We start from the raw sequence: 22,005 nt of genomic DNA on the forward strand, positions 1-22,005 counted from the left end.
ATATTATTTATTTTCTGTTGATTTTTTTCCAAAATCGTATGGGAAAATTAAAAATCGAGATAAAATAATTCCAGGTATGGTGGCAATAAATACCCAAACAAAGAAATTACCATAGCCTAAGTATTCTTGAATATACCCACTAGCCATACCAGGAAGCATCATCCCTAAGGCCATAAAACCAGTGGCTAATGAGTAATGAGAAGTTTTGGAAGCGCCTTCGGCAACAAAGATTAAAAACATCATGAATGCTGCAAATCCAAAACCATAGCCAAACTGCTCAATAACTACTGCCAAATAGATATAAAGTTGAGAGCTTGGATGGAAATAGGCCAATAAGACGAATCCTAAAATAGGTAAATGCATCGTGAGGATCATCGGGAGCATCCATTTTCCTAAACCATCTTTAGAGATGACAATTCCTCCGATGATTCCTCCAATCACCAAAGCGGCTACTCCAAACGTACCATAGATAATTCCAACATCTTCGGTGCTTAATCCCATGCCTCCTTTAGCAACGTCATCTACTAAAAAAGGAGCAAGCATTTTCATCAATTGTGCTTCGCCTAAGCGATACACTAAGATGAATGTTAGAATCAATCCTATTTGTTTTTTTTGGAAAAAAGAAATGAAAACTTCTGTAAAACTTGTTTTTTGTTCTTTATCAATAGTATTGGTAGTTGTTGATTCTTCAGAGTTTGGTGTCATGAAAAAGTTGTAAATGGTAATAAATATCATAACCAATGCAACAATAATCATAGTCCATGACCATGCTTTGCTATTGTCTCCAAATTTATTTTCCAAAAAGCCTCCCAACACCACGATAACACCATTGGCAGTTAACATGGATAGTCGGTAAAAGGTACTGCGTATGCCTAAGAAAAAAGATTGTTGGTCTTTGCTTAGTGCTAATAAATAAAATCCATCAATGGCCACGTCATTGGAAGCAGAGGCAAAAGCAGCTACCCAAAATAAAGCCAAACTCAAAAAGAAAAAATGATTGGTGGGGATTGAAAATCCTACAATTAAAAATGCGATGGCAATCAGCAATTGCATGGCCAAAAACCATTTGCGTTTTGTACTGTATAAGTCGATAAAGGGGCTCCAAAGTGGTTTAACTACCCAAGGGAGGTATAGTAAACTGGTGTATACACCAATATCTTCGTTGCTAATGCCTAGACTTTTGTACATTAATACCGAAACAGTAATGATAATTGCATAAGGAAAACCTGAAGCAAAGTTTAATAATGGTATCCAATACCATGGGTTTTTTTCAGAATTCATTTTTGGTGGGTTAATAGATGTAAAGATGATAGTTTAATTTTCTTGATTTTCTGGTAAGTCAACTATAGTTTCCTTGCTTTCATTACCATTACGATCAATAAAGGTTATGGCAGAGACTTTGTTTTTGTGAAGGTCTTTTTTCGGAATTTTAAAATAGATGATGTTCGCTTTTGGATCAATAAACTGTTTTTTGATGATTTGGCTAGGGTCTTCTAAATTGATTTTGGAAGCTTTTTTAGCACCATAAACCATTACAAAACGAACTTTAGTATTTAGTGGGTTTTGTAGGGTAAAGGCATAATTTTCAGCATCATCCTCTTCTTCAATGGTGTTGACAACAGGTGTGTCAACTACCACGTTTTTTAATCGGGGTGCTACAGGGGCAAGGGCGGGGTATTTGTATTGTTCGTTTTGCAACAATCTTGTAACTTCCTTGTTATTGTCTACAAATGCTTTGGCACTGAAATAAACATTACCATGTGCTTTGGGATTGGCTCGTGTTAAATCTATCTGATTTGGAATTTCCTTTGGATTGTTCCATTTTTTATCAGAATCTGCTTTGATTTTATACGAAGCATTACCCATGTACAAATTCACATCATGCGAGTTCTCAGACCACCATTGCAATAGCTTGGCATACGAAACTACCTTATGATCAATACTCCAATACAATTGAGGAACAAGGTAATCGATCCATTTATTATTCATCCAAAGGATTGGATCGGCAAATAGATCATCATAATTGGTTTGTCCAGAATTGGTATCAGATCCTTTGGGGTCTTTGGATTTGTTACGCCATACTCCAAAAGGGCTTATGCCAAATTGAACCCAAGGTTTTTTCTCTTTTATTAGTTCGTGTATTTTTTTGACAAAAGAAGTAATGTTGTATCTTCTCCAATCGTCTAAAGTTAATCCGTTTCCGAATTTTTTAAACGATGCAGCATCGTTAAATTCTTCGCCAGGAATTCTATAAGGATAAAAATAATCATCACAATGTATAGCGTCTACATCGTAATTTTCAACTACTTCCTCAAATATTTTTAACAAATGTTCTTGTACTTCCGGCAACGCAGGGTCATAATAATAGCGGGTCCCGTATTTTATCATCCATTCGGGATGTTTGTTTACATCATGATCTGGACTTAATTGTTCTTTATTTAAGTCAAAAGTGGCTCTATACGGATTTAACCAAGCGTGAAATTCAAAACCTCTCTCATGCGCTTCTTGAATCATCCATTCCAAGGTGTCAAAATAAGGTTCAGGTGCTTTACCTTCTTTTCCGGTCAAGAATCTTGACCAAGGGGCCAATTTGGAAGGGTAAAAAGCATCGCCTACACTTCGAATTTGCACAATAACAGCATTGAAGTTAAGTTTTTGGTAAGCATCAAGTGTGGCCAAATAGTCTTTTTTTTGTTTTTCCACTTCATCTTTGCCACTTTTTGGCCAGTCAATATTAACTACTGTGGCAATCCAGACTCCTCTAAATTCTTGTTTAGGATAAAATTCTTTTTCTTGAGAAAAACTAAGGCAAGATGATAGGAATAGGATGAAAAGAAGAGAAAGTGATTGTTTTGTCATTTGATTTTGGATTTTAAAGCTCCCAAAAATAGGTTTTTAAAGGGATTTTTACTAAAAATGTTGGGTTAATTTGGGAAAGAAATTTTTCCCATACGAATCATCGGAATTTTACTTTGTTTGGCAGAATAATTCACGTGACCTGCAACGGTTTCATTAGCCAAAAGAGCAAACAAAATAGCTTCTTTGGCATCGCTATCAATCCCTAAGCTTGCGGTAGCCTTAAGGTCGAAAGGGAGTATTTCTTTGAGATGTTGCATCAATAAGGGGTTGTGTAATCCTCCGCCCGAAATATAGATTTTGGTTGAGGTATCCATGATGTCTCTTTCTTGGCAAACTTTTACAATAGCCTCAGCAATAGTTTCTGCTGTGAATCTAGTTAGAGTGGCCAGCACATCAGGAATCGAGAGAGAGGATAACTTGGTGGCTTCAATAGCTTTTTCTAAGTACTCTTTACTAAAAAGTTCAGGTCCGGTACTTTTAGGAAAAGGGGCCTCAAAAAAAGAATTGGATTTTAATTCATGTAATAAGGGGGTGTTGATTTTTCCTGAGCTAGCTATTTCTGCATCTTTATCATAACTTAGTTCCGGATAATGCAATCGCGTATAATAATCAATTAAGGTGTTGCCTGTTCCTGTATCGGTCACAAATACATTTTCGAAATCACCAGATTTTGGTAGTAAAGTGAAATTTGAAATACCGCCAATATTGAGTAAGATCCGGTTTTCTTCAGTAGAACCAAACAAGAAATAATCACCATATACGGCCAATGGTGCGCCTTCGCCACCGCCAGCTATGTGTTTTTGTCTAAAGTCCGAAACGGTTATACAACCTGTAGTGACAGCCAGGTGATCGCCATCGCCAATTTGTAAGGTAGCATTGGGGAATTTTTCTATTTGATGTAATATTTTTGGCGCATGCATCACGGTTTGCCCATGAGAAGCAATTAAATCTACTTCACTTACAGGGATGTTCCATTTTTTTAAACAATCCAATACCATATTGCCATGGAGTAGGGCAATCCATTCGTTTAAGATGGCCAAGTGTTGGAAATCAATGGTTTTTTGGGCAAAAACTTTTCTGATTTCTGTTTTAATTTCTTCCGAATATGATACGGTTTCGAATTGTAGTAGGGTAACTTTCGTCTCTAATCCAGCATTTGAAATCTTGCAATAAGCGATATCTAGTCCGTCTAATGAGGTCCCAGACATTAAACCGATTATGCATCGATTTTTTTTCTGGGCTATTTCAAATAATTTATTGATATTGGGGTTCATTATTAAAAAAAATTATTTAATTCAAAAATAATGTAAAAATAGGTAGGTAAGGTATTTTTTTTAATTAAAATGTTTCAATGATTTTTAAGGAAATGAACTGATATGGAATAACGTATCTCACAAATCGATAAAGGTATTCTAAATTTGTGTCAGTTCTTGAAAAAGTATGACACAAAAAAAACAGTTCTTAGTTTTGTAAGAACTGTTTTAATGAGTTTGGGCGAAATGTAATCTTTAAGCGAGGTATTTTATTATAAAAATCTTTAATCTTCTAAATATGAATCGGCAATTTCTAACGCTTGAGATATAATAGCAAGTCCCTCATCTATTTCGGATTCCGTGATGCACAAAGGTGGAGCGATAAAAATATATCCCCATCTTACGAAGGTGTATAATCCAGCCGATCTAAGTTTTGCTGCAATTAGATTGGTTACCTTTAAATCGTCTCCAGAAGCATTATATGGAGCAATTAATTCGCCACTTTTTTTGTTTTTTAGCACGTCTAAACAGCCCAATAAGCCTGTGTTTCTAAATTCTCCCATGCTGGGATGTTTTTGGCGTAGTTCGTTTATGTTTTGTTCTAAATAGAGGCTTTTTTGACGAGTGTTTTCTATTAAGTTGTCATCTTCGTATATCTTGATCACAGCCAAAGCAGCAGCTAAAGCCACGGGATGCGCATTGTAGGTTAGGCCAACCATCATGGGGGTATTTTCGAATTTTTGTGCAATTTTATCCGAAACCATAAGACAGCCAAGAGGAAGATAAGAGGCAGTTAGTCCTTTTGCCATACACACCATATCGGGAATAATATCGTGGTTTTCAAATCCAAACCATTTGCCTGTTCTACCAAAACCCGACATCACTTCGTCGGCTATGAATAAGATTCCGTATTTTTCGCACAATGCTTTGATACCTTTAAGATAGCCTTTTGGATAATGAAGGCAACCAGAGGAACCGCTTTCTCCTTCAAAAATAAATGCAGCAATGTTAGATTTACCTTCAAAATGGATGATGCGTTCTACGTATTCTAAGCTTAGTTGAAGTTTGGTGGCTTCGTCTAAATTTTTCATGCCAAAAAAATGATACGGATCATCAATATGAATGGCGTTGGGCATTTGTTGGCTATCATTGGCTAATTTTCTTGGATCTCCACCCACCGACATTCCGCCGATAGAACCACCGTGAAAGGCACGATATCTTCCTATGATTTTGTGTCTTCCAGTGTAAAGGCGTGCAAGCTTGATGGCGTTATCAACCGATGAGGTGCCGCAAAGTGTAAAAAAAGCTTTGTTCAAATCGCCAGGGCAAATCTCGGCTAGTTTTTTGGCTAATTTAGCTCTGATTTCTGTAGTACAACTTGGGGTTACAAAGCTTACTTTTTCCATTTGTTCTACAACAGCTTTGGTAACTCTTTGATCCCCATGTCCAATATTTACCGACATTAAACCAGAGGAGAAGTCGATAATTTTATTGCCATCATAATCGTATAGATAGACCCCTTTGGCTTTTTCAATGGCAATTGGGTTGAGGTTGCTTTGTGCAGACCACGAAAACAAACTGTATTGTTTGCTGTCGTTAATTATTTGTTCTTTTGTTAACATGGTATTGCTAATAGATTTTGATACATACTAGGTTTTTTTGTTGACTAACTCATCCAATTGATGCCTGCTTCAGGATTCCATTTGGTTGTAGTTTTCTTTTCTTTAGTAAAAAATGATATGGCGCTTTTTCCAGTAATATCACCAGATCCAAAGCGAGATTCATTCCATCCGCCAAAACCAAAAGGTTCTCTTGGAACCGGAACGCCAATGTTTACGCCACACATACCAGCGGAAGCATTTTCGGTTACATAATTGGCATAACCCCCATTTTGTGTGAATACTGAACAGGCGTTACCATAAGGATTGTTGTTTTCTATGGCAAGTGCTTCATCAATTGTGTTCACTCTGATAATGGCAAGAACGGGACCGAAAATTTCTTCTTGTGCCACTTTCATGTCGGCAGTTACATGGTCAATTATAGTTGGACCTACATAATAGCCGTTTTCTTTGCCTGTAACTATGGTGTTTCTTCCGTCTAAAATGATTTTAGCTCCTTGTTGTTCCGCCTCAGTAATGTAGTTTTCAATTCTTTCTTTGGCAGCTTTGGAAATGACAGCGCCTAAGGTTGTGCCACATTGAACTTTTTGCGCTTCAGCTACAAGTTTATCGAGAATGGCATCGCATTTTCCAACGGCAATTAGCGTAGCGGCTGCCATACATCTTTGGCCAGCGCACCCGCTCATGGATGCAACTATATTGGATGCGGCCATATCAGGATGTGCATCTGGTAATAATAGGATGTGATTTTTGGCACCACCTAAAGCAAGTACTTGTTTTAAGTTTTGACTGGCTCTTTGGAATACAATTTTAGCTACTCTGGTAGAGCCAACAAAGGTAAGTGCCGTGATTTCTGGGTGGTCACAAAGGGCTTCTACTGTACTTTGTGTTCCGTTGATGATATTGAATAATCCATCGGGTAAACCGGCTTGTTTGAGTAACCTCGCAGTATATTGACTGCTTACAGGTACAGCTTCTGAGGGTTTCAAAATAAATGCATTCCCAAGTGCTAATGCGTTTACTATGGTCCAATGCGGTACCATTGTCGGGAAGTTAAAGGGTACTATAGAAGCAACAATGCCCACAGGTACCCTTGTAGAAGAGCAATATACCCCTTTGCTCACTTCCATGTTTTCACCGTTTACAAATTGAGGTAATGAACAAGCAAACTCAGTAAGTTCAATGGCTTTGTCAATCTCGGCTTTAGCTTCGCTGTGTATTTTACCGTTTTCACGGTGAATGATTTCGGTTAACTCATCAATATTTTGTTCTAAAAGTTGTTTGTATTTATAGAATACTTGAGCTCGTTCTTTTAACGTAACTTTTTGCCATTTTTTTTGAGCCAATTTAGCGTGTTCAATAATAGCATTTAAATCTTCTTTGGTAGATTCTTTAAAAGTAGTAAGTAGGCTTCCGTCTAAAGGGGAGAATACATTGTGAGTAATGTTGGAACTTGCCGAAACAAATTCGCCGTTGCTGAAATTTTTTACTTCTTGATACATTGGTTTTTTGGTTTGTTATTTTTTCAAAAATACAAAAATACTTAAAATATTAAAATATTTTTTTGATAAATTAAAATATATTGTTAGATTTACAAAATAAACTCATAGAGGTTAATTTATTTACAAGATGGGTTTTTGTGTATAACACGATAAATTGTAACTAACCAAACCATTTATATTAACTTAAACCACATTTACAAAGAATGAAATCCATTTCAATTATCATTGGGGTAGCTTTATTGTTTTTAGCTAGCTTGTTTTATTTTAACGATTCCTATGCGTTGGTACCCGCATTTGTTGTTCTCGGTATTGCTATCATTTCAAGAAAGGCCTTGGAGCCACTTATTATAGGTTGTGCAGTAGGTTTTGGACTTTTGACAAAAGTTGGAGGTTCGAAGGAGTATTTTCCAGAGGGAGAAGGGTTGATCTTTCCTTTAAACATGTTTGATGGAATGTTTTCTTCTATCGCTAGAGATGCGCATGATCAAGGATTAATATGGGTCATCTTGGTCTGTATTCTTTATGGTGCTTTTGTACAATTGTTAAGTGCCTCTGGAGGAATTAAAGCTGTAGCTGCCTATTCACAAAAGCACGTAACCACTAAAAAAGGTTCCTTGATTATGGCTTATTTTTTAAGTTTTTTCTTCTTTTTAGATGATTATTTGAGTGCCTTGTCTGTGGGGAATACCATGCGTCCTATTACGGATAAATTTGGGGTGTCTAGAGAAAAATTAGCTTTAGTATTAAGTTTTGTTTGTGTGCCTTTTACTATCATTTTCCCTATTTCAACTTGGACTATTTTTTATGGTTCTCAACTAGTTAATGTGAAAGGGCTAGTTGGGGCTGATGGAAAACCTTATGATGGAGCAATTGAGGCTTTTGTAAATACGATTCCGTATAATTTTTCAGCTTGGATTTCTTTGATTTTAGGAGCATTAGTGGTTTTTCACTTGGTGCCTGATTTGAAATTAATTCGTCAAGCCGAAAGCGAAGTGGTTATACCAGAGGTAAATTTGGAGTTGCCAAGAAAAAATGGTAAGAAAGGAAAATTAAGTTATTTTATTCTTCCTTTGAGTGTCTTGGTTTGGTGTACCATTTTCCCTTATCCTTGGGATATGGAGTATTGGGGATCCTTAGATTTTTCGACTCAAACAATTTTTGGTAGCATCGATGCATTGCGAGGAATTGTAACCGCGGTAGTGTTTACCTATTGTTACTTCCTGATTTTTAAGGTTAATAAATTTAATAAAATTTCTAAAAACTTTGTCATAGGGCTAGAAACGATCACTTTTGTGTTAACCGTTTTAGGATTCACTTACTTGTTGAAAGATGTGCAAAATGCCCTAGGATTTAATGAATTTGTAGCTGAGAATTTACAAGGAATTTCATGGTTGAATGGTGCAACCTTACCAGTTATTGTATTTGGCTTAGTTGCATGGATTTGTTGGGCAACAGGGTCTAACTGGGGTATTTATGCCATTTTAGTACCAACTACAGCCTTGTTGTCCCAAAAACTTGGAGCTGATTTTTGGTTAACACAGGGAGCATTGGCATCGGGTACCGTTTGGGGAGCTGCCGCTTGTTTCTTTTCGGATAATAGAGTGCTTACTGCACAGTCTTGTAAAGTAGATATGATGAAACACGGAATTTCTCAATTCCCATATCAATTAATTATTTTTTCAATTTCTATAGTAATGTATTTAGTAGCAGGATTTGTATTGTAATTAATTATAAAAAGTGAGTGTCATGATTTGTAAGTCAATACATAACAATGAATTTGTTATTCGAAATGCCACTGTGGACGATGCTTTAGCCATGGAATATGTGCAATCTCGATGCTATCCTACATTACATCCTTCTGAAATTTTGACTCAAGAACATTTTGCTAATCATGTTAAAGTTTTTCCAGAGGGACAGTTAGTGATAGAAAAAGAGGGCGAAATTATTGCCTCTGCAAGCACATTTAGATGCAATTTCCCGGAACATGATAGTACTTTTTTGGAAGAAACGGATAATCTATGGATAACCAACGTACAAATTCCGGATGGCGATTGGATGTATGGTATAGACATGGGCGTTTTACCAGAATATAGAGGAATAGGACTATCGAGAGAATTGTATCAAGCCCGTCATGAAATCTGTAAACAATTAGGTCTTAAAGGACAAATCATTGCTGGAATGACAATTGGTTTTGGCAATTTTAAAGATAAGATGACCATAGAGGAGTATTGCTATGCTTTGGAAATTAGAAAATACAACGATCCAACCATAACGCCTCAAATGAAAGCAGGGTTTAGATGGATTAGGCCAATGTATAATTACATCAATGATCCTCAATCAGGATATGCAAGTATCTTAATGTATTATCCAGTTGACGAAAATTTTAAGCTAAAAATTAAAGAACAATAAAAAAAAAAAAAAATAGAAACAATGGGAAATCAAATAAAAAAAGTAACCGAAATTCCTGGTCCAAAAAGTAAGGAAATTTTAGCAAGAAGAGCTGCTGCACTTCCTGCAGGTCTTGGAAAGTCTACAGAAGTGGTTGTTGAAAAAGCCGAAGGCGCACTAGTTTGGGATGTTGATGGCAATCAACTGGTTGATTTTGCTGGCGGTATTGGTATGGTCAATTTAGGCCACAGACCACAAGTAGTTATTGATGCAGTAAAAGCGCAATTGGATAGCTATATCCATCCTGGAGCCTTGGTAACTACTTTTGAACCCTACTTAGAATTTGCTGAATTACTAAATGCATTAACTCCAGGTAGTTTTCCTAAAAAAACTTTGTTGGCCAATTCAGGGTCCGAAGCCGTAGAAAATGCCGTAGCAATTGCTAGATATTATACAAAAAGACCAGCGGTTATTTGTTTTGAAGGGGCTTACCATGGAAGAACGATGTTGACTTTGAGCTTAACAAGTAAGTATGGTTTGTTTAAGAAAGGTTTTGGAAGTTATGCACAAGACATTTATAGATTTCATTCTCCTAATGTGTATAGAAAACCAGATAGCATGACAGAAGAAGAATACATTGATTTTTGTATTGAGCGTTTTGATCAAAATCTTATATCGCATGTAGATCCTTCGGCTGTTGCAGCCATTATCATAGAGCCAGTTCAAGGGGAAGGAGGGTTTATACCGGTACCTAAAAAATTCTTAGAAAAAATACGTCAAGTGTGCGATGATCATGGTATTGTTTTTATTGCAGACGAAGTTCAAGCTGGAGCAGGACGCACCGGAAAATTTCTTTCTATAGAACATTCAGGGGTAGTACCAGATATAGTTACCATGGCCAAATCTATTGGTTCTGGTTTGCCAATTTCAGCCATTACTGGTAAAGCAGAAATTATGGATGCACCCCATTTAGGTGGAATTGGAGGAACGTATAGTGGAAGCCCTATTGCTGTTGCTGGAGCATTGGCAACAGTAAAAGAAATTGCAAAACCAGAGTTTTTAAATAGAGCAACACATGTTGGGAAGATCATTACGGATCGCATTAATGCCATGAAAGAAAAGTTTCCTGCAATTGCTGAAGTTAGAGGATTAGGAGCAATGTTGGTAGTTGAATTCGTAAAAGATAGAAGTACTAAAGAACCCGATATGGATTTTGCAATGTCGGTAATTAAGAAGGCCGTAGCCAATGGCGTAATATTAATTAGAGCCGGTCTGTATACCAACTGCATTCGATTTTTGCCTCCAATTGTAATTACAGACGAACAATTACATGAAGGTTTAGATGTTATAGAAAATGCCATACAAGAAGTAATGCACGAAAGAGCGTTGACTGAAGCAACCATCTAGGGTTTGAAAAAACCGATTGCCCTGCAATAGAATTACAGTACAAAATTGTGGGGCAATTTATTGAAATACAAATGAATTTGACACTTTTGAATGGAGCATTCGTCTTTACTAATAAGTTTGCCTTTGCCTTTGAAAATATAGCTTCACAATAAAAGAAAGTGAAGTAAACCCCAATGAAGAATTTTGAAAAAAACCAAATTCCATCAATTGAACATTGAAAAATAATAATTGTCTACTTATGAAAAAAATACCTATAATTCTATTATTGTTTATTGCTTTTGGATGGGTTTCTTGTAAGAAAGAAACGGCGTCCAATATTGAAAAAGAAACTATTTCAGGAGTTCGTTTTCCAGCTGAATTTGAACCTCAAGAATCGGTTTGGATGGGATGGCCCACCTACGAAAATAAAGCCGGTTGGTCCGTAGAAGAGTTGCATGTTCAAATTTGGGCAGCACTCGCTCCAAATGTTTATTTAGATATTGCCGTAAATCCAGATAATCCAGAAAAAGGATATGTTTACGAGGATCAAATCAAAAGGATAAAAGCTTTAATGGACAAATACAAGGTGCCAGCTCATAAAGTTAGGTTTCATAAAATAGCACACGATGATGTTTGGTGGCGAGATATGGGACCAATTTTTGTAGTAAACGCAAAAAAACAACTCGAAATTGCCGATTTTTCATTCAATGGTTGGGGATACGAAGCAAATGATTCTGAATATTCTCTAGCTGAAGAAAAGATTGATGAAAATGTTGCAAAAGAGGCTAAGATCAAAGTAAATTCTTCTGCTATGATTAGTGAGGGTGGAAACCGTGAATTTAATGGCAAAGGAACTATGATAGTAGTAGAAGCTGTTGAAAAGCAAAGAAATCCTAAAATGACAAAAGCGCAAATGCAAGCAGAATACAAGCGATTGTTAGGGGTTACTAACGTTATTTGGATTCCTTACGGTCGCTATGATGATGATTTAACTTTCAAATCAAAGTTACCAAACGAAAAAGGTGTCAAAGAAATTTACACCGTTATCACCACTGGTGGACATATAGACGAACATACTCGTTTTGCCAATGCCAACACGATTTTGTACACTTCAATATCAGCAGAGGAAGCTCAAAAGGATCCCATAGCAGCTGAAAACAAACGTCGAATGGATGCTAATTTACAGGTTTTGAAAAAAGCAAAAGATCAAGATGGTAAACCCTTCGTATTAGTACCAATGCCATCTGCACCTGCCATTTACGAAACCTTGCAACCAGGCGATGGGGTTTATGATTACTTAGCCTCGAATGATAGTGTAATGAAACAAAACCCAATTCCAACAGGAAAACCTATCAAAGTAATTTTGGCTTCAAGTTATTTGAATTTCTTAATCTCAAACAAAGTGGTGGTGGCCCAAAAATTTTGGAAACCCGGTGCGCCAGCTCATTGGAAAGAATTAGATAGTAAGGCTCAAAGTATTTTACAAAAAGCTTTTCCAGATCGCAAAATAATCACTCTAGATCCTCGAGCTATTAATATTGGTGGTGGTGGTATTCATTGCAATACACAACAAAAACCCTTACTCAATTAATTAATCTTTTAAATCGATTTGTAAATGAAATCTAATGTTACTGTTGCGTTGATACAATCGGCTTGTGTTGAAAACGTAGAAAAAAACATACAAAAAAGTTTGAATAGTGTGCGCGAAGCTGCACAAAACGGAGCGCAAATTGTTTGTCTGCAAGAATTATTTAATACACTCTATATCGGTCAGGATGTAGAAGTTTCTTATTATGATTATGCCGAAGTACTACCTGGACCTACTTCGGATCGATTTGGGGCGCTTGCCAAAGAACTAGGCATTGTTGTTATAGTGCCAATGTATGAATATGTGCGCCCTGGAGTTTACTTTAATAGTGTTGTAGTGTATGATGCTGATGGTGCGTACTTAGGGAAGTATCGTAAAAATCATATACCCGATGGCCCGCAATATCTTGAGAAGTACTATTTCACTCCTGGAAATACAGGCTATCCTATTTTCAATACTCAGTTTGGTAAAATTGCAGTTGGAATTTGTTGGGACGAATGGTTTCCAGAGGTAGCTAGAATTTTTGCCTTACAAGGAGCTCAAATTATTTTTTATCCCTCAGCAATTGGATCAGAACCCGATCAGCCTGAATTTAGTACAGCTCATGCTTGGGAAAAAGTAATAAGTGCTCACGGTATTTGTAATTCCACTTTTATTGCAGCGGTGAATCGTGTGGGAACGGAACAGGGCAAAAATTCTGAAATGACGTTTTACGGCTCCAGTTTTGTAAGTAATCCATTGGGCGAAATAATTGCCAAAGGTGGAAGCGAAGAACAAATTGTGTATGCTACTATTGATTATAGTCAATGTAAAAAAGCGGCCGATTTGTTACAATTTCATCGAGATAGACGAGTAGATACCTACGCTCCTTTGTTGCAAATGGTTATTGAATAATATTTTAACTCCAAAAATGAAAAATACACTTTTATACAATGCTCAAATTTACACACTAGATAAAAAAAATAGTGTGGCAAATGCTATGATAATAGGTGAGGATGGCAAAATTGTAGCTATTGGAAAAGAAAAAAAAGTGCGAGCTGAGTGGCATTCTTTTGAAAAAGAAATTGATTTAGAAGGCCAAACTATTGTCCCAGGATTGAACGATGCTCATATTCATGTGTGGAAAATTGGACATTTACGTACGTTTATGTTGGATGTGAGAGGGGTAACCTCTATTGTTGAGTTCAAACAACTATTGAAAGAATTTGCAACCAAAAATCCAAAGGCCAAATGGATAATGGCCCGTGGTATTAATGAAATGGTAGTAGAGGAAAACCGTTTGCCTACCAAAGAAGATTTAGATGAAGTCGTAAATGATAGGCCCGTTTTTGTCATAAGAACTTGTGCGCATATTGGTATTGCTAATTCTAAAGCAATCGAAATTGCAGGAGTAAATGAAGCAACTCCAGTACCTTTTGGAGGCGAAATACGCAAAAATGAGGACGGAAGTTTACAAGGGATTTTTACCGAAAGGGCTTTGGGTTTGATAATGAATGCTATTCCTTCCTTTACTTTCGAAGAATATAAAGCCATGATTCTCGAAGCGCATCAGTATTTATTGAGTCTCGGAATAACAAGCGCTACAGATCCTGCCGCCAATGAGGAATTGCTTCAAGCTTACATTCAACTTGATAAAGAAGGATTGTTAAAAGTGCGAATGAATGTATTTCCATTGCGTATTCCTGATGGTAGCGATGAGGTGCAAATTCTTCCCGAACCCTACGAATCTGATTTTTTACAAATCAAAACTGTAAAGTTTTTTTCTGATGGGGGATTGAGTTCGGCTACAGCGGCATTAAATGTTGCTTACAAAAATACCGATAACTACAAGGGAGTGCTTAGATTGGATTATGACCGATTTTATCACACCGCAAAAGAAGCTGTAGAAAGAGGTTTTTCTGTAGCTACCCATGCTATTGGACACATGGCTATCGATTTAACATTGAAAGTGTATAGCGATTTATTTGCCATTAATTCCAAATTAAGACATAGAATTGAGCATGTAGGTTTTTTGTCTGAAAGTAATATTCAAGATTTTAAAAGGATGAATATGACAGCGGCCATGCAACCGGTTTTTATTTATGAGTTGGCCAATAATTTCGAAAAAACTTTGCCTGATTTTTTACTAGAGGAAGTTTATCCTTGTAAAACAGTATTGGATAATGGCATCAATTTGGCTTTGTCAACGGATGGTCCTGTAGTAAAAGAAATAAATCCATGGGTGAATATGCAAACGGCAGTAACTAGAACTTCTAAAGATGGATTTACCATTGGTCCTAACCAAAAAATCACCTTTAATCAAGCGCTGTTTGCTTATACACAAGGCAGTGCAATAGCAGATAATTTGGAAGCGACAAAAGGAAGCTTAGAAGTAAACAAGGTTGCCGATTTTATTGTTTTGGATGCAGATCCATATACACTAGAGGATGTGTCAGCTGTTCAAACTAGGCAAACATGGGTAAAGGGTAAGTTGTTTTTTGAAAAACCTTTAAATTTGTAAAAAAAAGTAAATTGAAATTATATTTTTGTAAAAAAATTAATTTATATTTTAAAATAACTAAATAATACAAAAGAAACAATGGGAAGTATACTTGATGATGATTTAGATTTTCAGATTTTGACATTGCTCCAAAAAGACGGAAGAATGTCTTTTACAGAAATTTCAAAAGAGATAAATGTTGCTGTAAGTACCATTAGACACCGGTTTATCAATTTAGTAGAAGATGGTACTTTGAAAATTATTGGCCGTGTAGATCCTAATAAGATTGGTTTAAATGCATATGCGAGTGTTTTAATTTCAGTAAAACCTAAATCGCATCTTACGCAAGTTTTAGAAGAATTGACAAAGCTGCCAGAAATTAGTTTTCTCGCTTCGGTTTCTGGAAATTATGATATCGAAGCCAACATTATGTGTCGAGATATGGATCATCTCAATGAATTATTAGGACAAAAAATCCACGTTTTAGATGGTGTTTTTGATACTAAAACCAATATGTATATGAAAATATACAAATTTGCCCAACCCGATTTAGAATTAGCAAAATTATCAAGCAAACCAAATGAATAATACAGATAAATTATACGAAAGAAGAAAAAAGAGTGTGCCAAATGCTTTAGGGATTTTTAATCCATCAAGTATTCAATCTGCCAAAGGGGCTCTAATTATTGATGCTGATGGCAACGAATTAATAGACTTTGCAGGAGGTATTGGAGTGAATAATGCAGGACATGGCGTACCCGAAATTATAAAAGCCATTCAAAAACAAGCAGATAAATTCATACACGCTTCCTTTAATGTGTCGGTCTATGAACAATACTTGGATTTGACAGAAAAATTATGCGAACTGTTGCCACATGGCGAGGCTACCAAAGCAATGCTTACATTGTCTGGAGCTGAATCGGTAGAGAATGCTATCAAAATTGCAAGAGCGGTAACCGGAAAAGCAGGTATTGTGTGTTTTGACGGTTCTTTTCATGGACGTACTATGATGGCCATGACATTGACTTCAAATGTAAAATACAAAGAAGGTGCTGGACCTTATGCTCCTGAAGTGTATAGGATAGAATATCCTTATTACAAGCCAAGTATGTCTTCTAGAATGACACAAGAAGAGTTTGATGATTTGATGATAATGAAGCTGCATAAAACCTTTTCTTCTACCGTTTCAGCAACACAAACGGCAGCAATTATTCTGGAATTAGTACAAGGTGAAGGCGGATTTACCGTAGCCTCAAAAAAATATGTACAATACCTCCGAAAATTTTGTACCGATAACAACATCCTCTTGATTTTTGATGAGGTGCAGTCTGGTTTTGGTCGTACCGGAAAATGGGCAGCCTATGAGCATTATGATGTGGTTCCTGATTTATCTACTTGGGCAAAATCAATGGGAGGTGGAATGCCTATTGGTGCTGTTATTGGAAAACAAGAGATTATGGATAAAATTAAACCAGGACTAATAGGAGGTACGTATTTGGGAGGGCCTTTGAGTTGTGTGGCTTCCTTGGCTAGTATCAATTACATGCAAAAAAATGACATCAATACTGCTGCCGAAAGAGTGGGAAAAAAGGTGAAAGAAAAGTTCTTACACTGGCAAAGTTTGTATCCAACAAAAATTACCGATGTTCGAGGTTTAGGTGCTATGTTGGCTATTGAATTTACGGATCCCATTACAGGTATGCCGGATGGTTCTTCAACAAAAGCTATTGTGGATAAGTGTCTTCAAAAAGGGGTAATTGTTATTACTTCGGGTACTTATTCTAATTGCATACGTATTCTTAGCCCATTATTTATCGAAGAAGAAATTTTAGATCGTGGGTTGGCTATTTTGGAAGAGTCAATACAAGAGGTTTTATAAAGCAAGTTTGACTTTAGTAATCTATTAAATATCCCGTAAATTAATGAAAAAACTATATATAAATGGCCAATGGCAGGACGCTTTGGCTGGTACTACTTGGGATTTGCAAAGTCCTTCAACCGAAGCTGTCTTGGAAAAAGTACCCTACGGGAATCAAGAGGACTGTAGCTTAGCTATAGACGCAGCAGCTATAGCTTTTGACGAGTGGAAACGATCAACACCATACTTTCGTGCTGAGTTTTTAAAAAAAACAGCCGAATATATCCGCAAGAATTGTGAAGCTTTTGCCATCGAAACAGCTCTAGAAACTGGGAAGCCAATGCTAGAAGGTAGAGGAGAATGGCAAGTAGCTGCCAATTTGTTCGAATGGTATGCCGAAGAAGGTAAACGAAGTTATGGTAAAGTGATTCCGACCAATAGAATTGATAAACGTTCAATGGTTATTTTTCAACCAATTGGTGTAGTTGGAGTGATTACCGCTTGGAATTTCCCGGCTTACAATCCTGCAAGATCTGTAGCAGCAGCATTGGCTGCAGGTTGTACCGTTGTTTTGAGAGGGTCGGAGTATACCCCTTTGTCTAGTTTCAATTTAGCCCTAGCCTTGCATGAATCTGGAATTCCAAAGGGAGTTTTCAATCTTATCAATACTGAACCCGTGAGTAGTGGTTTGGAAATGATAGAAAACAAGAAGGTTAAGAAAATTAGTTTTACAGGAAGTACCCGCGTAGGAAAGATATTGATGGATGGCGCTTCCAAAACAGCTACTAAACTTTCGTTGGAATTGGGAGGAAATGCCCCAGTTATAATTGACAAAGATGTAGATGTAGCCGCCGTAGCTCATCAAGCGGTTGTTGCCAAATTGCGCAATTGTGGTCAAGTATGTGTTGCGCCTCAACGATTCTATGTTCATGAAAGTATTTTTGAACAATTTATGTCGGTAGCCAAAGCCGATATGGAACTTTTGAAAACCGGAGTCAATGGTGGAGCGGTCGATTTTGTAGGGCCTCTTATTAATAAAACGCAACAAAACCATGTTGTGTCCTTGCTTGATCAAGCCCAAAAAGAAGGCGCTGTTATTCATGTAGGTGGTAAGAAAACTGAAAAAGGCTTCTTTGTTCAACCTGCATTGGTCGAAGCAAAACAAACACATTCTTTTATTAAAACAGAGGTTTTTGGCCCCGTTATGATTGTGATTCCGTTTACCAATCAAATGGAAGTGATACAATGGGCTAATGAAACCGAGTACGGTTTGGCTTCTTATGTATTTACCAATCATGTAAAGAATGCTAATGTTTATGCTGAAAATTTAGAGTTTGGCATGGTCGGTATTAATGAATGGGCTGCTCATGGAACTGAACTGCCTTTTGTAGGCATAAAAAGTAGCGGTATTGGTCACGAATCAGGTGCCGAAGGGTTGAAAGAATATTTAGAAATGAAGTTAATAAGTTACGGTAATATGTGCTAAAATCATTTTTAGTAGTTACTAAAGGTTCAAAAATTGAATTCCATGAAAAAAGAAATATTAGGTAAATATATATTGCAAACGCCATTGCCTGAACACGCCAAGCAGCAAGCGGAATTACAAAAAATTGTGTTTCCGACACTATCTGACGAAGAGTTGATTACAGAAGAGAAGTATAAAAAACATTTGGAAATCTTTCCAGAAGGACAATTCATTGTACTGGATGGGGATAAAGTTGTAGCATCTTGTACGACTTTGAGGCAAAATTATCACAAAGGACACCATACTTTTTTAGAGATTTCAGATAATTTATGGATTGGGACACACGATCCTCAGGCCGATTGGATTTATGGTTTAGATGTATCTGTTCATCCTGAATATCAAGGTAAAGGTATTGGTAGAGAAATTTATAATGCACGTCAAGAAGTGGCCAAAGCATTAGGATGTAAGGGGCAAATGACCGCTGGAATGCCCATTGGTTATGATAAAGTTAGGTATCAAATGTCTATTGCAGAATACTGTGACAAGTTGATAAAAGGAGAAATTATTGATCCTACAGTTACCGCGCAAACCAAATGTGGCTTTATTTTGGTAGAACCTTTGTTTGATTATTTAGACGATCCTCGTAGCGGCAATTGTTCGGTTTTGATGTATTGGCCGTTAGACCCTAAAACAACTTTAGCATAACTATGAATACGGTTGCCATTTGTCCCTCTTTTACAGAAAGAGAAGCATTAGATAGTATTCAAGAATATTGGAATATTTCTGGTAAATCTCGTCCACTTGATAGCTATCTAGATCAAAATTTTTTGATTACTAAGGATAATGGCGAAAAATTTGTTTTAAAAATAGCCAACGAAGATACGCCTTCAGATTGGATTGATCTTCAAAACAAAGTCTTGCAGCATCTAGCCTCAGATACCATTCCTTCAATTGTATTGACTTCCTCAGGTGAGTCAATGTTGTTTATTCAAAATCATTGGTGGCGTGTTTTACAATTTTTAGAGGGCAATATGCTTTCTAATGAGGTGTATCGTTCACCAAAATTATTGGAGAATATTGGTTCTTTTGCGGGACAACTTACTCGAAAAATGGCAAGTTTTTCTCATGAAGCAGCTCAAAGAACACTGCAATGGGACTTACAGCAAGCTCCATCTTTAATCAAAGAATGGAAATGTTATGTGAAAGAAAAAGAGATCGCTGATAAACTAGATCAAGTTTTACAGCTATGGGATGCTAATGCAGCAACAATTCAACAGTTGCGAAAAAGTGTTATTCATGCCGATTTGACTCGATTTAATTTATTAGTGGATGCATTTAGTGAAAAGATCAATGGATTAATTGATTTTGGAGACGTTTGTTTTTCTTGGACAGTGGGTGAACTAGCAGTATTGCTGTTAGAATCTGTAATGACTGGGAGCCACTATCCGTTGAATGAAGCAGCATTAGTATTGGCATCGTATCACAAAGTTTTTCCATTACAAGATATTGAAATCAAAAGTTTGTATCATTTGATTTTGTTGCGATCGGCATTGATTGTTTGTGCATCTGCAAGGCAACTTTCTTTGGAGCCCAACAATGTTTATATTCAAAAACAAGCTGTTGAAGATCAAAAAATGTTTCTAACCATCGGTATTGAAAAGGAAAAGTTGGCTACCACACTATTTCTTAATGCTTGTGAATATTGCACAACCAAAACATCAAATCCTTTTTTGAGCAATCAAAAACCATACATTTTTAAAGATCATCATAATTTAAAGCGTATTGATATTCGGCCTGATGCTGCTATATTTAACGATGGTGCTTGGTTACAGGCAGAACAAGTGGAACAAAATATTGCCAATGAGTTAATTGACGGTTTCGGTTATGCCCCTTTCAAAAGCACGATAATTGTACCCCATCAGGAGGGCATTATAGAGTCGGAAACAATTGCTTTGGGACTATTTTTATTTGCGCCCGAAAACACTAAAGTTGTTGCTCCATTAGATTTAGTTTTCGTAAATAAGGATCAAGTAAAATCGGTTTTCAAATCTCAAGAAGGTACGATTTGTATTTATGGGATTGATCATGAGCTTTTTATAGGGCAGCAATTAGAAAGAGGGAATGATTTAGGGTGTGTGACGAATAAAAAGATAGTATCGGGTTTTCCAAGTGGTATCTATTTACAAATGGATGATTCGCTTACTGCGCCTTTGTTTTGTAAACCAAGCGAATTGCAAGGATGGGAGCTTTTAGTGAAGGACCCTTCATCATTGATAGGCCTACCTTCAGAAATTCAATTGGATAACGTTGCTTCATTAGCAGAACGTAGGGCTAAAAATATACAACAGGCTCAAGAGTATTATTACCAAAATCCAATGAACCTTGTTCGGGGGTGGAAACAGTATCTCATAGATAGTAATGGTCAAGTATATCTTGATTTGATTAATAACGTAGCTCATATTGGTCATAGTCATCCAAAAGTGGCTCAAGCGGCTACCTCACAATTACAATTGCTGAATACCAATGCTAGATTTTTGTATGAAGACAATGTGGTTTATGCAGAGCATTTACTGTCTTTATTTTCAGACGATTTGCAAGTTGTGTTTTTTACTTGTACCGGGAGCGAAGCTAATGATTTAGCCTTACGATTGGCTCGGTCTTATACCAATCAACAAGATGTAATAGTAATAGATGGTGAATATCATGGTAATACTACTGCAGTGGATGAAATTAGTACTTGCCTGATGGATAATCCGACAGCCTCCAAAAGTAAAAGAACCTATACCCATCCCTTGATTCAGCCGAATACTTTTAGGGGAAAGTATACAGATACTACCGTGGATGTTGCAATGAAGTATGCTCAAGATGTGCATCATAAAATTGCCGAAATTCAATCCAAAGGTCGAGGGGTTGCGGCTTTTATATCCGAATCATTATTAGGATCTGGAGGAGGAGTAGAATTGCCTAAAGGATATTTGAAAGAAGTATACCGAGCAGTACATAATGCGGGAGGGGTTTGTATAGCCGATGAGGTTCAAATAGGATTTGGTCGTATGGGAAGCCATTTTTGGGGCTTTGAAAAAGAAGGTGTGCGTCCAGATATAGTTACTTTGGGCAAACCTATGGGGAATGGGTATCCAATCTCTGCAGTTGTAACAACTAAAGCAATTGCTGCGGCTTATCAAAAAAAATATACCTATTTCAATACCTATGCCGGAAGCCCTGTAGCTTGCCAAGTGGCAAATTCTGTTTTAGATACTATAGTTTCTGAAAAACTTCAAGAAAATGCGGCTTTAGTTGGCGAATTTTTGAAAAAGGAGTTAATCCAATTGATTGCAGCGTTTGACTGTGTGGGAGCGGTATATGGACATGCCATGTATTTAGGAGTTGATTTGGTTATAAATAAACAAAGCCGAAAACCAGATCCCATCAAAGCTATGAAGGTATGCGAAGCCATGAAGCAAAGGGGATTTATTATTTATCCAACGGGTGATTATTATAATATTTTGAAAATTAAACCACCATTGTGTTTTACTAAAGAAAATGCAATGAATTTTATACAGCATTTAAGAAAAGTCCTTTTTCATATAGAAAACGGATAACATTTT

16 protein-coding genes are annotated in these 22,005 nt (G+C 36.7%); 11 read left to right on the forward strand and 5 right to left on the reverse strand.

The window, feature by feature from the left end:
• Positions 1 to 3 precede the first annotated feature (3 nt).
• The 5 genes from ACZIX2_RS03020 to ACZIX2_RS03040 form a co-directional block, all read right to left on the reverse strand.
• Positions 4 to 1,281, reverse strand: coding sequence for an MFS transporter (locus ACZIX2_RS03020; protein WP_463338602.1), 1,278 nt, complete (start codon positions 1,279 to 1,281; stop codon positions 4 to 6).
• A 33-nt stretch (positions 1,282 to 1,314) separates the two neighbouring features.
• The gene (locus ACZIX2_RS03025; RefSeq protein ID WP_463338603.1) at positions 1,315 to 2,859 is read right to left on the reverse strand and encodes a glycoside hydrolase family 10 protein; all 1,545 of its coding nucleotides are present in this window, start codon (positions 2,857 to 2,859) and stop codon (positions 1,315 to 1,317) included.
• 65 nt (positions 2,860 to 2,924) lie between these two features.
• Entirely contained in the window at positions 2,925 to 4,133 is a 1,209-nt protein-coding gene (locus tag ACZIX2_RS03030; RefSeq protein WP_463338604.1) for an anhydro-N-acetylmuramic acid kinase, read from the reverse strand.
• 263 nt (positions 4,134 to 4,396) lie between these two features.
• Entirely contained in the window at positions 4,397 to 5,734 is a 1,338-nt protein-coding gene (locus ACZIX2_RS03035; protein WP_463338605.1) for an aminotransferase class III-fold pyridoxal phosphate-dependent enzyme, read from the reverse strand.
• Positions 5,735 to 5,778: 44 nt separating this feature from the next.
• A complete protein-coding gene (locus ACZIX2_RS03040; RefSeq protein WP_463338606.1) occupies positions 5,779 to 7,233 on the reverse strand; it encodes a CoA-acylating methylmalonate-semialdehyde dehydrogenase in 1,455 nt (484 codons plus the stop codon).
• Positions 7,234 to 7,436: 203 nt separating this feature from the next.
• Between ACZIX2_RS03040 and ACZIX2_RS03045 the strand changes: the two genes are divergently transcribed.
• The 11 genes from ACZIX2_RS03045 to ACZIX2_RS03095 all read left to right on the forward strand — a co-directional run bounded on the left by ACZIX2_RS03045 (position 7,437) and on the right by ACZIX2_RS03095 (position 21,999).
• Entirely contained in the window at positions 7,437 to 8,957 is a 1,521-nt protein-coding gene (locus tag ACZIX2_RS03045) for a Na+/H+ antiporter NhaC family protein (RefSeq protein ID WP_463338607.1), read from the forward strand.
• 22 nt (positions 8,958 to 8,979) lie between these two features.
• Complete coding sequence (locus ACZIX2_RS03050) at positions 8,980 to 9,642, forward strand: GNAT family N-acetyltransferase (RefSeq protein ID WP_463338608.1); 663 nt, start codon at positions 8,980 to 8,982, stop codon at positions 9,640 to 9,642.
• Between the two features lie 21 nt (positions 9,643 to 9,663).
• Positions 9,664 to 11,028 carry a 4-aminobutyrate--2-oxoglutarate transaminase gene (gene gabT, locus ACZIX2_RS03055; RefSeq protein ID WP_463338609.1) on the forward strand — a complete coding sequence of 455 codons (1,365 nt, stop codon included), beginning with the start codon at positions 9,664 to 9,666 and terminating at the stop codon, positions 11,026 to 11,028.
• Positions 11,029 to 11,266: 238 nt separating this feature from the next.
• Positions 11,267 to 12,598 carry an agmatine deiminase family protein gene (locus ACZIX2_RS03060; RefSeq protein WP_463338610.1) on the forward strand — a complete coding sequence of 444 codons (1,332 nt, stop codon included), beginning with the start codon at positions 11,267 to 11,269 and terminating at the stop codon, positions 12,596 to 12,598.
• 24 nt (positions 12,599 to 12,622) lie between these two features.
• Entirely contained in the window at positions 12,623 to 13,489 is an 867-nt protein-coding gene (locus ACZIX2_RS03065; RefSeq protein WP_463338611.1) for a carbon-nitrogen hydrolase, read from the forward strand.
• 16 nt (positions 13,490 to 13,505) lie between these two features.
• A complete protein-coding gene (locus ACZIX2_RS03070; protein ID WP_463338612.1) occupies positions 13,506 to 15,095 on the forward strand; it encodes an amidohydrolase in 1,590 nt (529 codons plus the stop codon).
• A gap of 78 nt (positions 15,096 to 15,173) precedes the next feature.
• Positions 15,174 to 15,662 (forward strand): Lrp/AsnC family transcriptional regulator, encoded by a 489-nt coding sequence (locus ACZIX2_RS03075; RefSeq protein ID WP_463338613.1) that lies wholly within the window; start codon positions 15,174 to 15,176, stop codon positions 15,660 to 15,662.
• Positions 15,655 to 16,953 (forward strand): aspartate aminotransferase family protein, encoded by a 1,299-nt coding sequence (locus ACZIX2_RS03080; RefSeq protein ID WP_463338614.1) that lies wholly within the window; start codon positions 15,655 to 15,657, stop codon positions 16,951 to 16,953. Before ACZIX2_RS03075 ends, ACZIX2_RS03080 begins: the two co-directional genes overlap by 8 nt.
• A gap of 43 nt (positions 16,954 to 16,996) precedes the next feature.
• Positions 16,997 to 18,418 carry an aldehyde dehydrogenase family protein gene (locus ACZIX2_RS03085; protein ID WP_463338615.1) on the forward strand — a complete coding sequence of 474 codons (1,422 nt, stop codon included), beginning with the start codon at positions 16,997 to 16,999 and terminating at the stop codon, positions 18,416 to 18,418.
• Positions 18,419 to 18,460: 42 nt separating this feature from the next.
• Positions 18,461 to 19,102: a GNAT family N-acetyltransferase gene (locus tag ACZIX2_RS03090; protein WP_463338616.1), complete on the forward strand. Its 642-nt coding sequence runs from the start codon at positions 18,461 to 18,463 to the stop codon at positions 19,100 to 19,102.
• A gap of 2 nt (positions 19,103 to 19,104) precedes the next feature.
• Positions 19,105 to 21,999: an aminotransferase class III-fold pyridoxal phosphate-dependent enzyme gene (locus tag ACZIX2_RS03095; RefSeq protein ID WP_463338617.1), complete on the forward strand. Its 2,895-nt coding sequence runs from the start codon at positions 19,105 to 19,107 to the stop codon at positions 21,997 to 21,999.
• Positions 22,000 to 22,005 lie beyond the last annotated feature (6 nt).

This window comes from Flavobacterium riviphilum (assembly GCF_055231795.1).

Bases quoted from the DNA above. Each gene is read 5' to 3' on its own strand.
- ACZIX2_RS03050 (WP_463338608.1), top strand. From the start codon at position 8,980: ATGATTTGTAAGTCAATACATAACAATGAATTTGTTATTCGAAATGCC.
- ACZIX2_RS03075 (WP_463338613.1), top strand. From the start codon at position 15,174: ATGGGAAGTATACTTGATGATGATTTAGATTTTCAGATTTTGACATTG.
- ACZIX2_RS03040 (WP_463338606.1), bottom strand. From the start codon at position 7,233: ATGTATCAAGAAGTAAAAAATTTCAGCAACGGCGAATTTGTTTCGGCA.
- ACZIX2_RS03020 (WP_463338602.1), bottom strand. From the start codon at position 1,281: ATGAATTCTGAAAAAAACCCATGGTATTGGATACCATTATTAAACTTT.
- ACZIX2_RS03025 (WP_463338603.1), bottom strand. From the start codon at position 2,859: ATGACAAAACAATCACTTTCTCTTCTTTTCATCCTATTCCTATCATCT.
- ACZIX2_RS03030 (WP_463338604.1), bottom strand. From the start codon at position 4,133: ATGAACCCCAATATCAATAAATTATTTGAAATAGCCCAGAAAAAAAAT.
- ACZIX2_RS03035 (WP_463338605.1), bottom strand. From the start codon at position 5,734: ATGTTAACAAAAGAACAAATAATTAACGACAGCAAACAATACAGTTTG.
- ACZIX2_RS03045 (WP_463338607.1), top strand. From the start codon at position 7,437: ATGAAATCCATTTCAATTATCATTGGGGTAGCTTTATTGTTTTTAGCT.
- ACZIX2_RS03065 (WP_463338611.1), top strand. From the start codon at position 12,623: ATGAAATCTAATGTTACTGTTGCGTTGATACAATCGGCTTGTGTTGAA.
- ACZIX2_RS03090 (WP_463338616.1), top strand. From the start codon at position 18,461: ATGAAAAAAGAAATATTAGGTAAATATATATTGCAAACGCCATTGCCT.
- ACZIX2_RS03070 (WP_463338612.1), top strand. From the start codon at position 13,506: ATGAAAAATACACTTTTATACAATGCTCAAATTTACACACTAGATAAA.
- ACZIX2_RS03060 (WP_463338610.1), top strand. From the start codon at position 11,267: ATGAAAAAAATACCTATAATTCTATTATTGTTTATTGCTTTTGGATGG.
- ACZIX2_RS03080 (WP_463338614.1), top strand. From the start codon at position 15,655: ATGAATAATACAGATAAATTATACGAAAGAAGAAAAAAGAGTGTGCCA.
- ACZIX2_RS03085 (WP_463338615.1), top strand. From the start codon at position 16,997: ATGAAAAAACTATATATAAATGGCCAATGGCAGGACGCTTTGGCTGGT.
- gabT (WP_463338609.1), top strand. From the start codon at position 9,664: ATGGGAAATCAAATAAAAAAAGTAACCGAAATTCCTGGTCCAAAAAGT.
- ACZIX2_RS03095 (WP_463338617.1), top strand. From the start codon at position 19,105: ATGAATACGGTTGCCATTTGTCCCTCTTTTACAGAAAGAGAAGCATTA.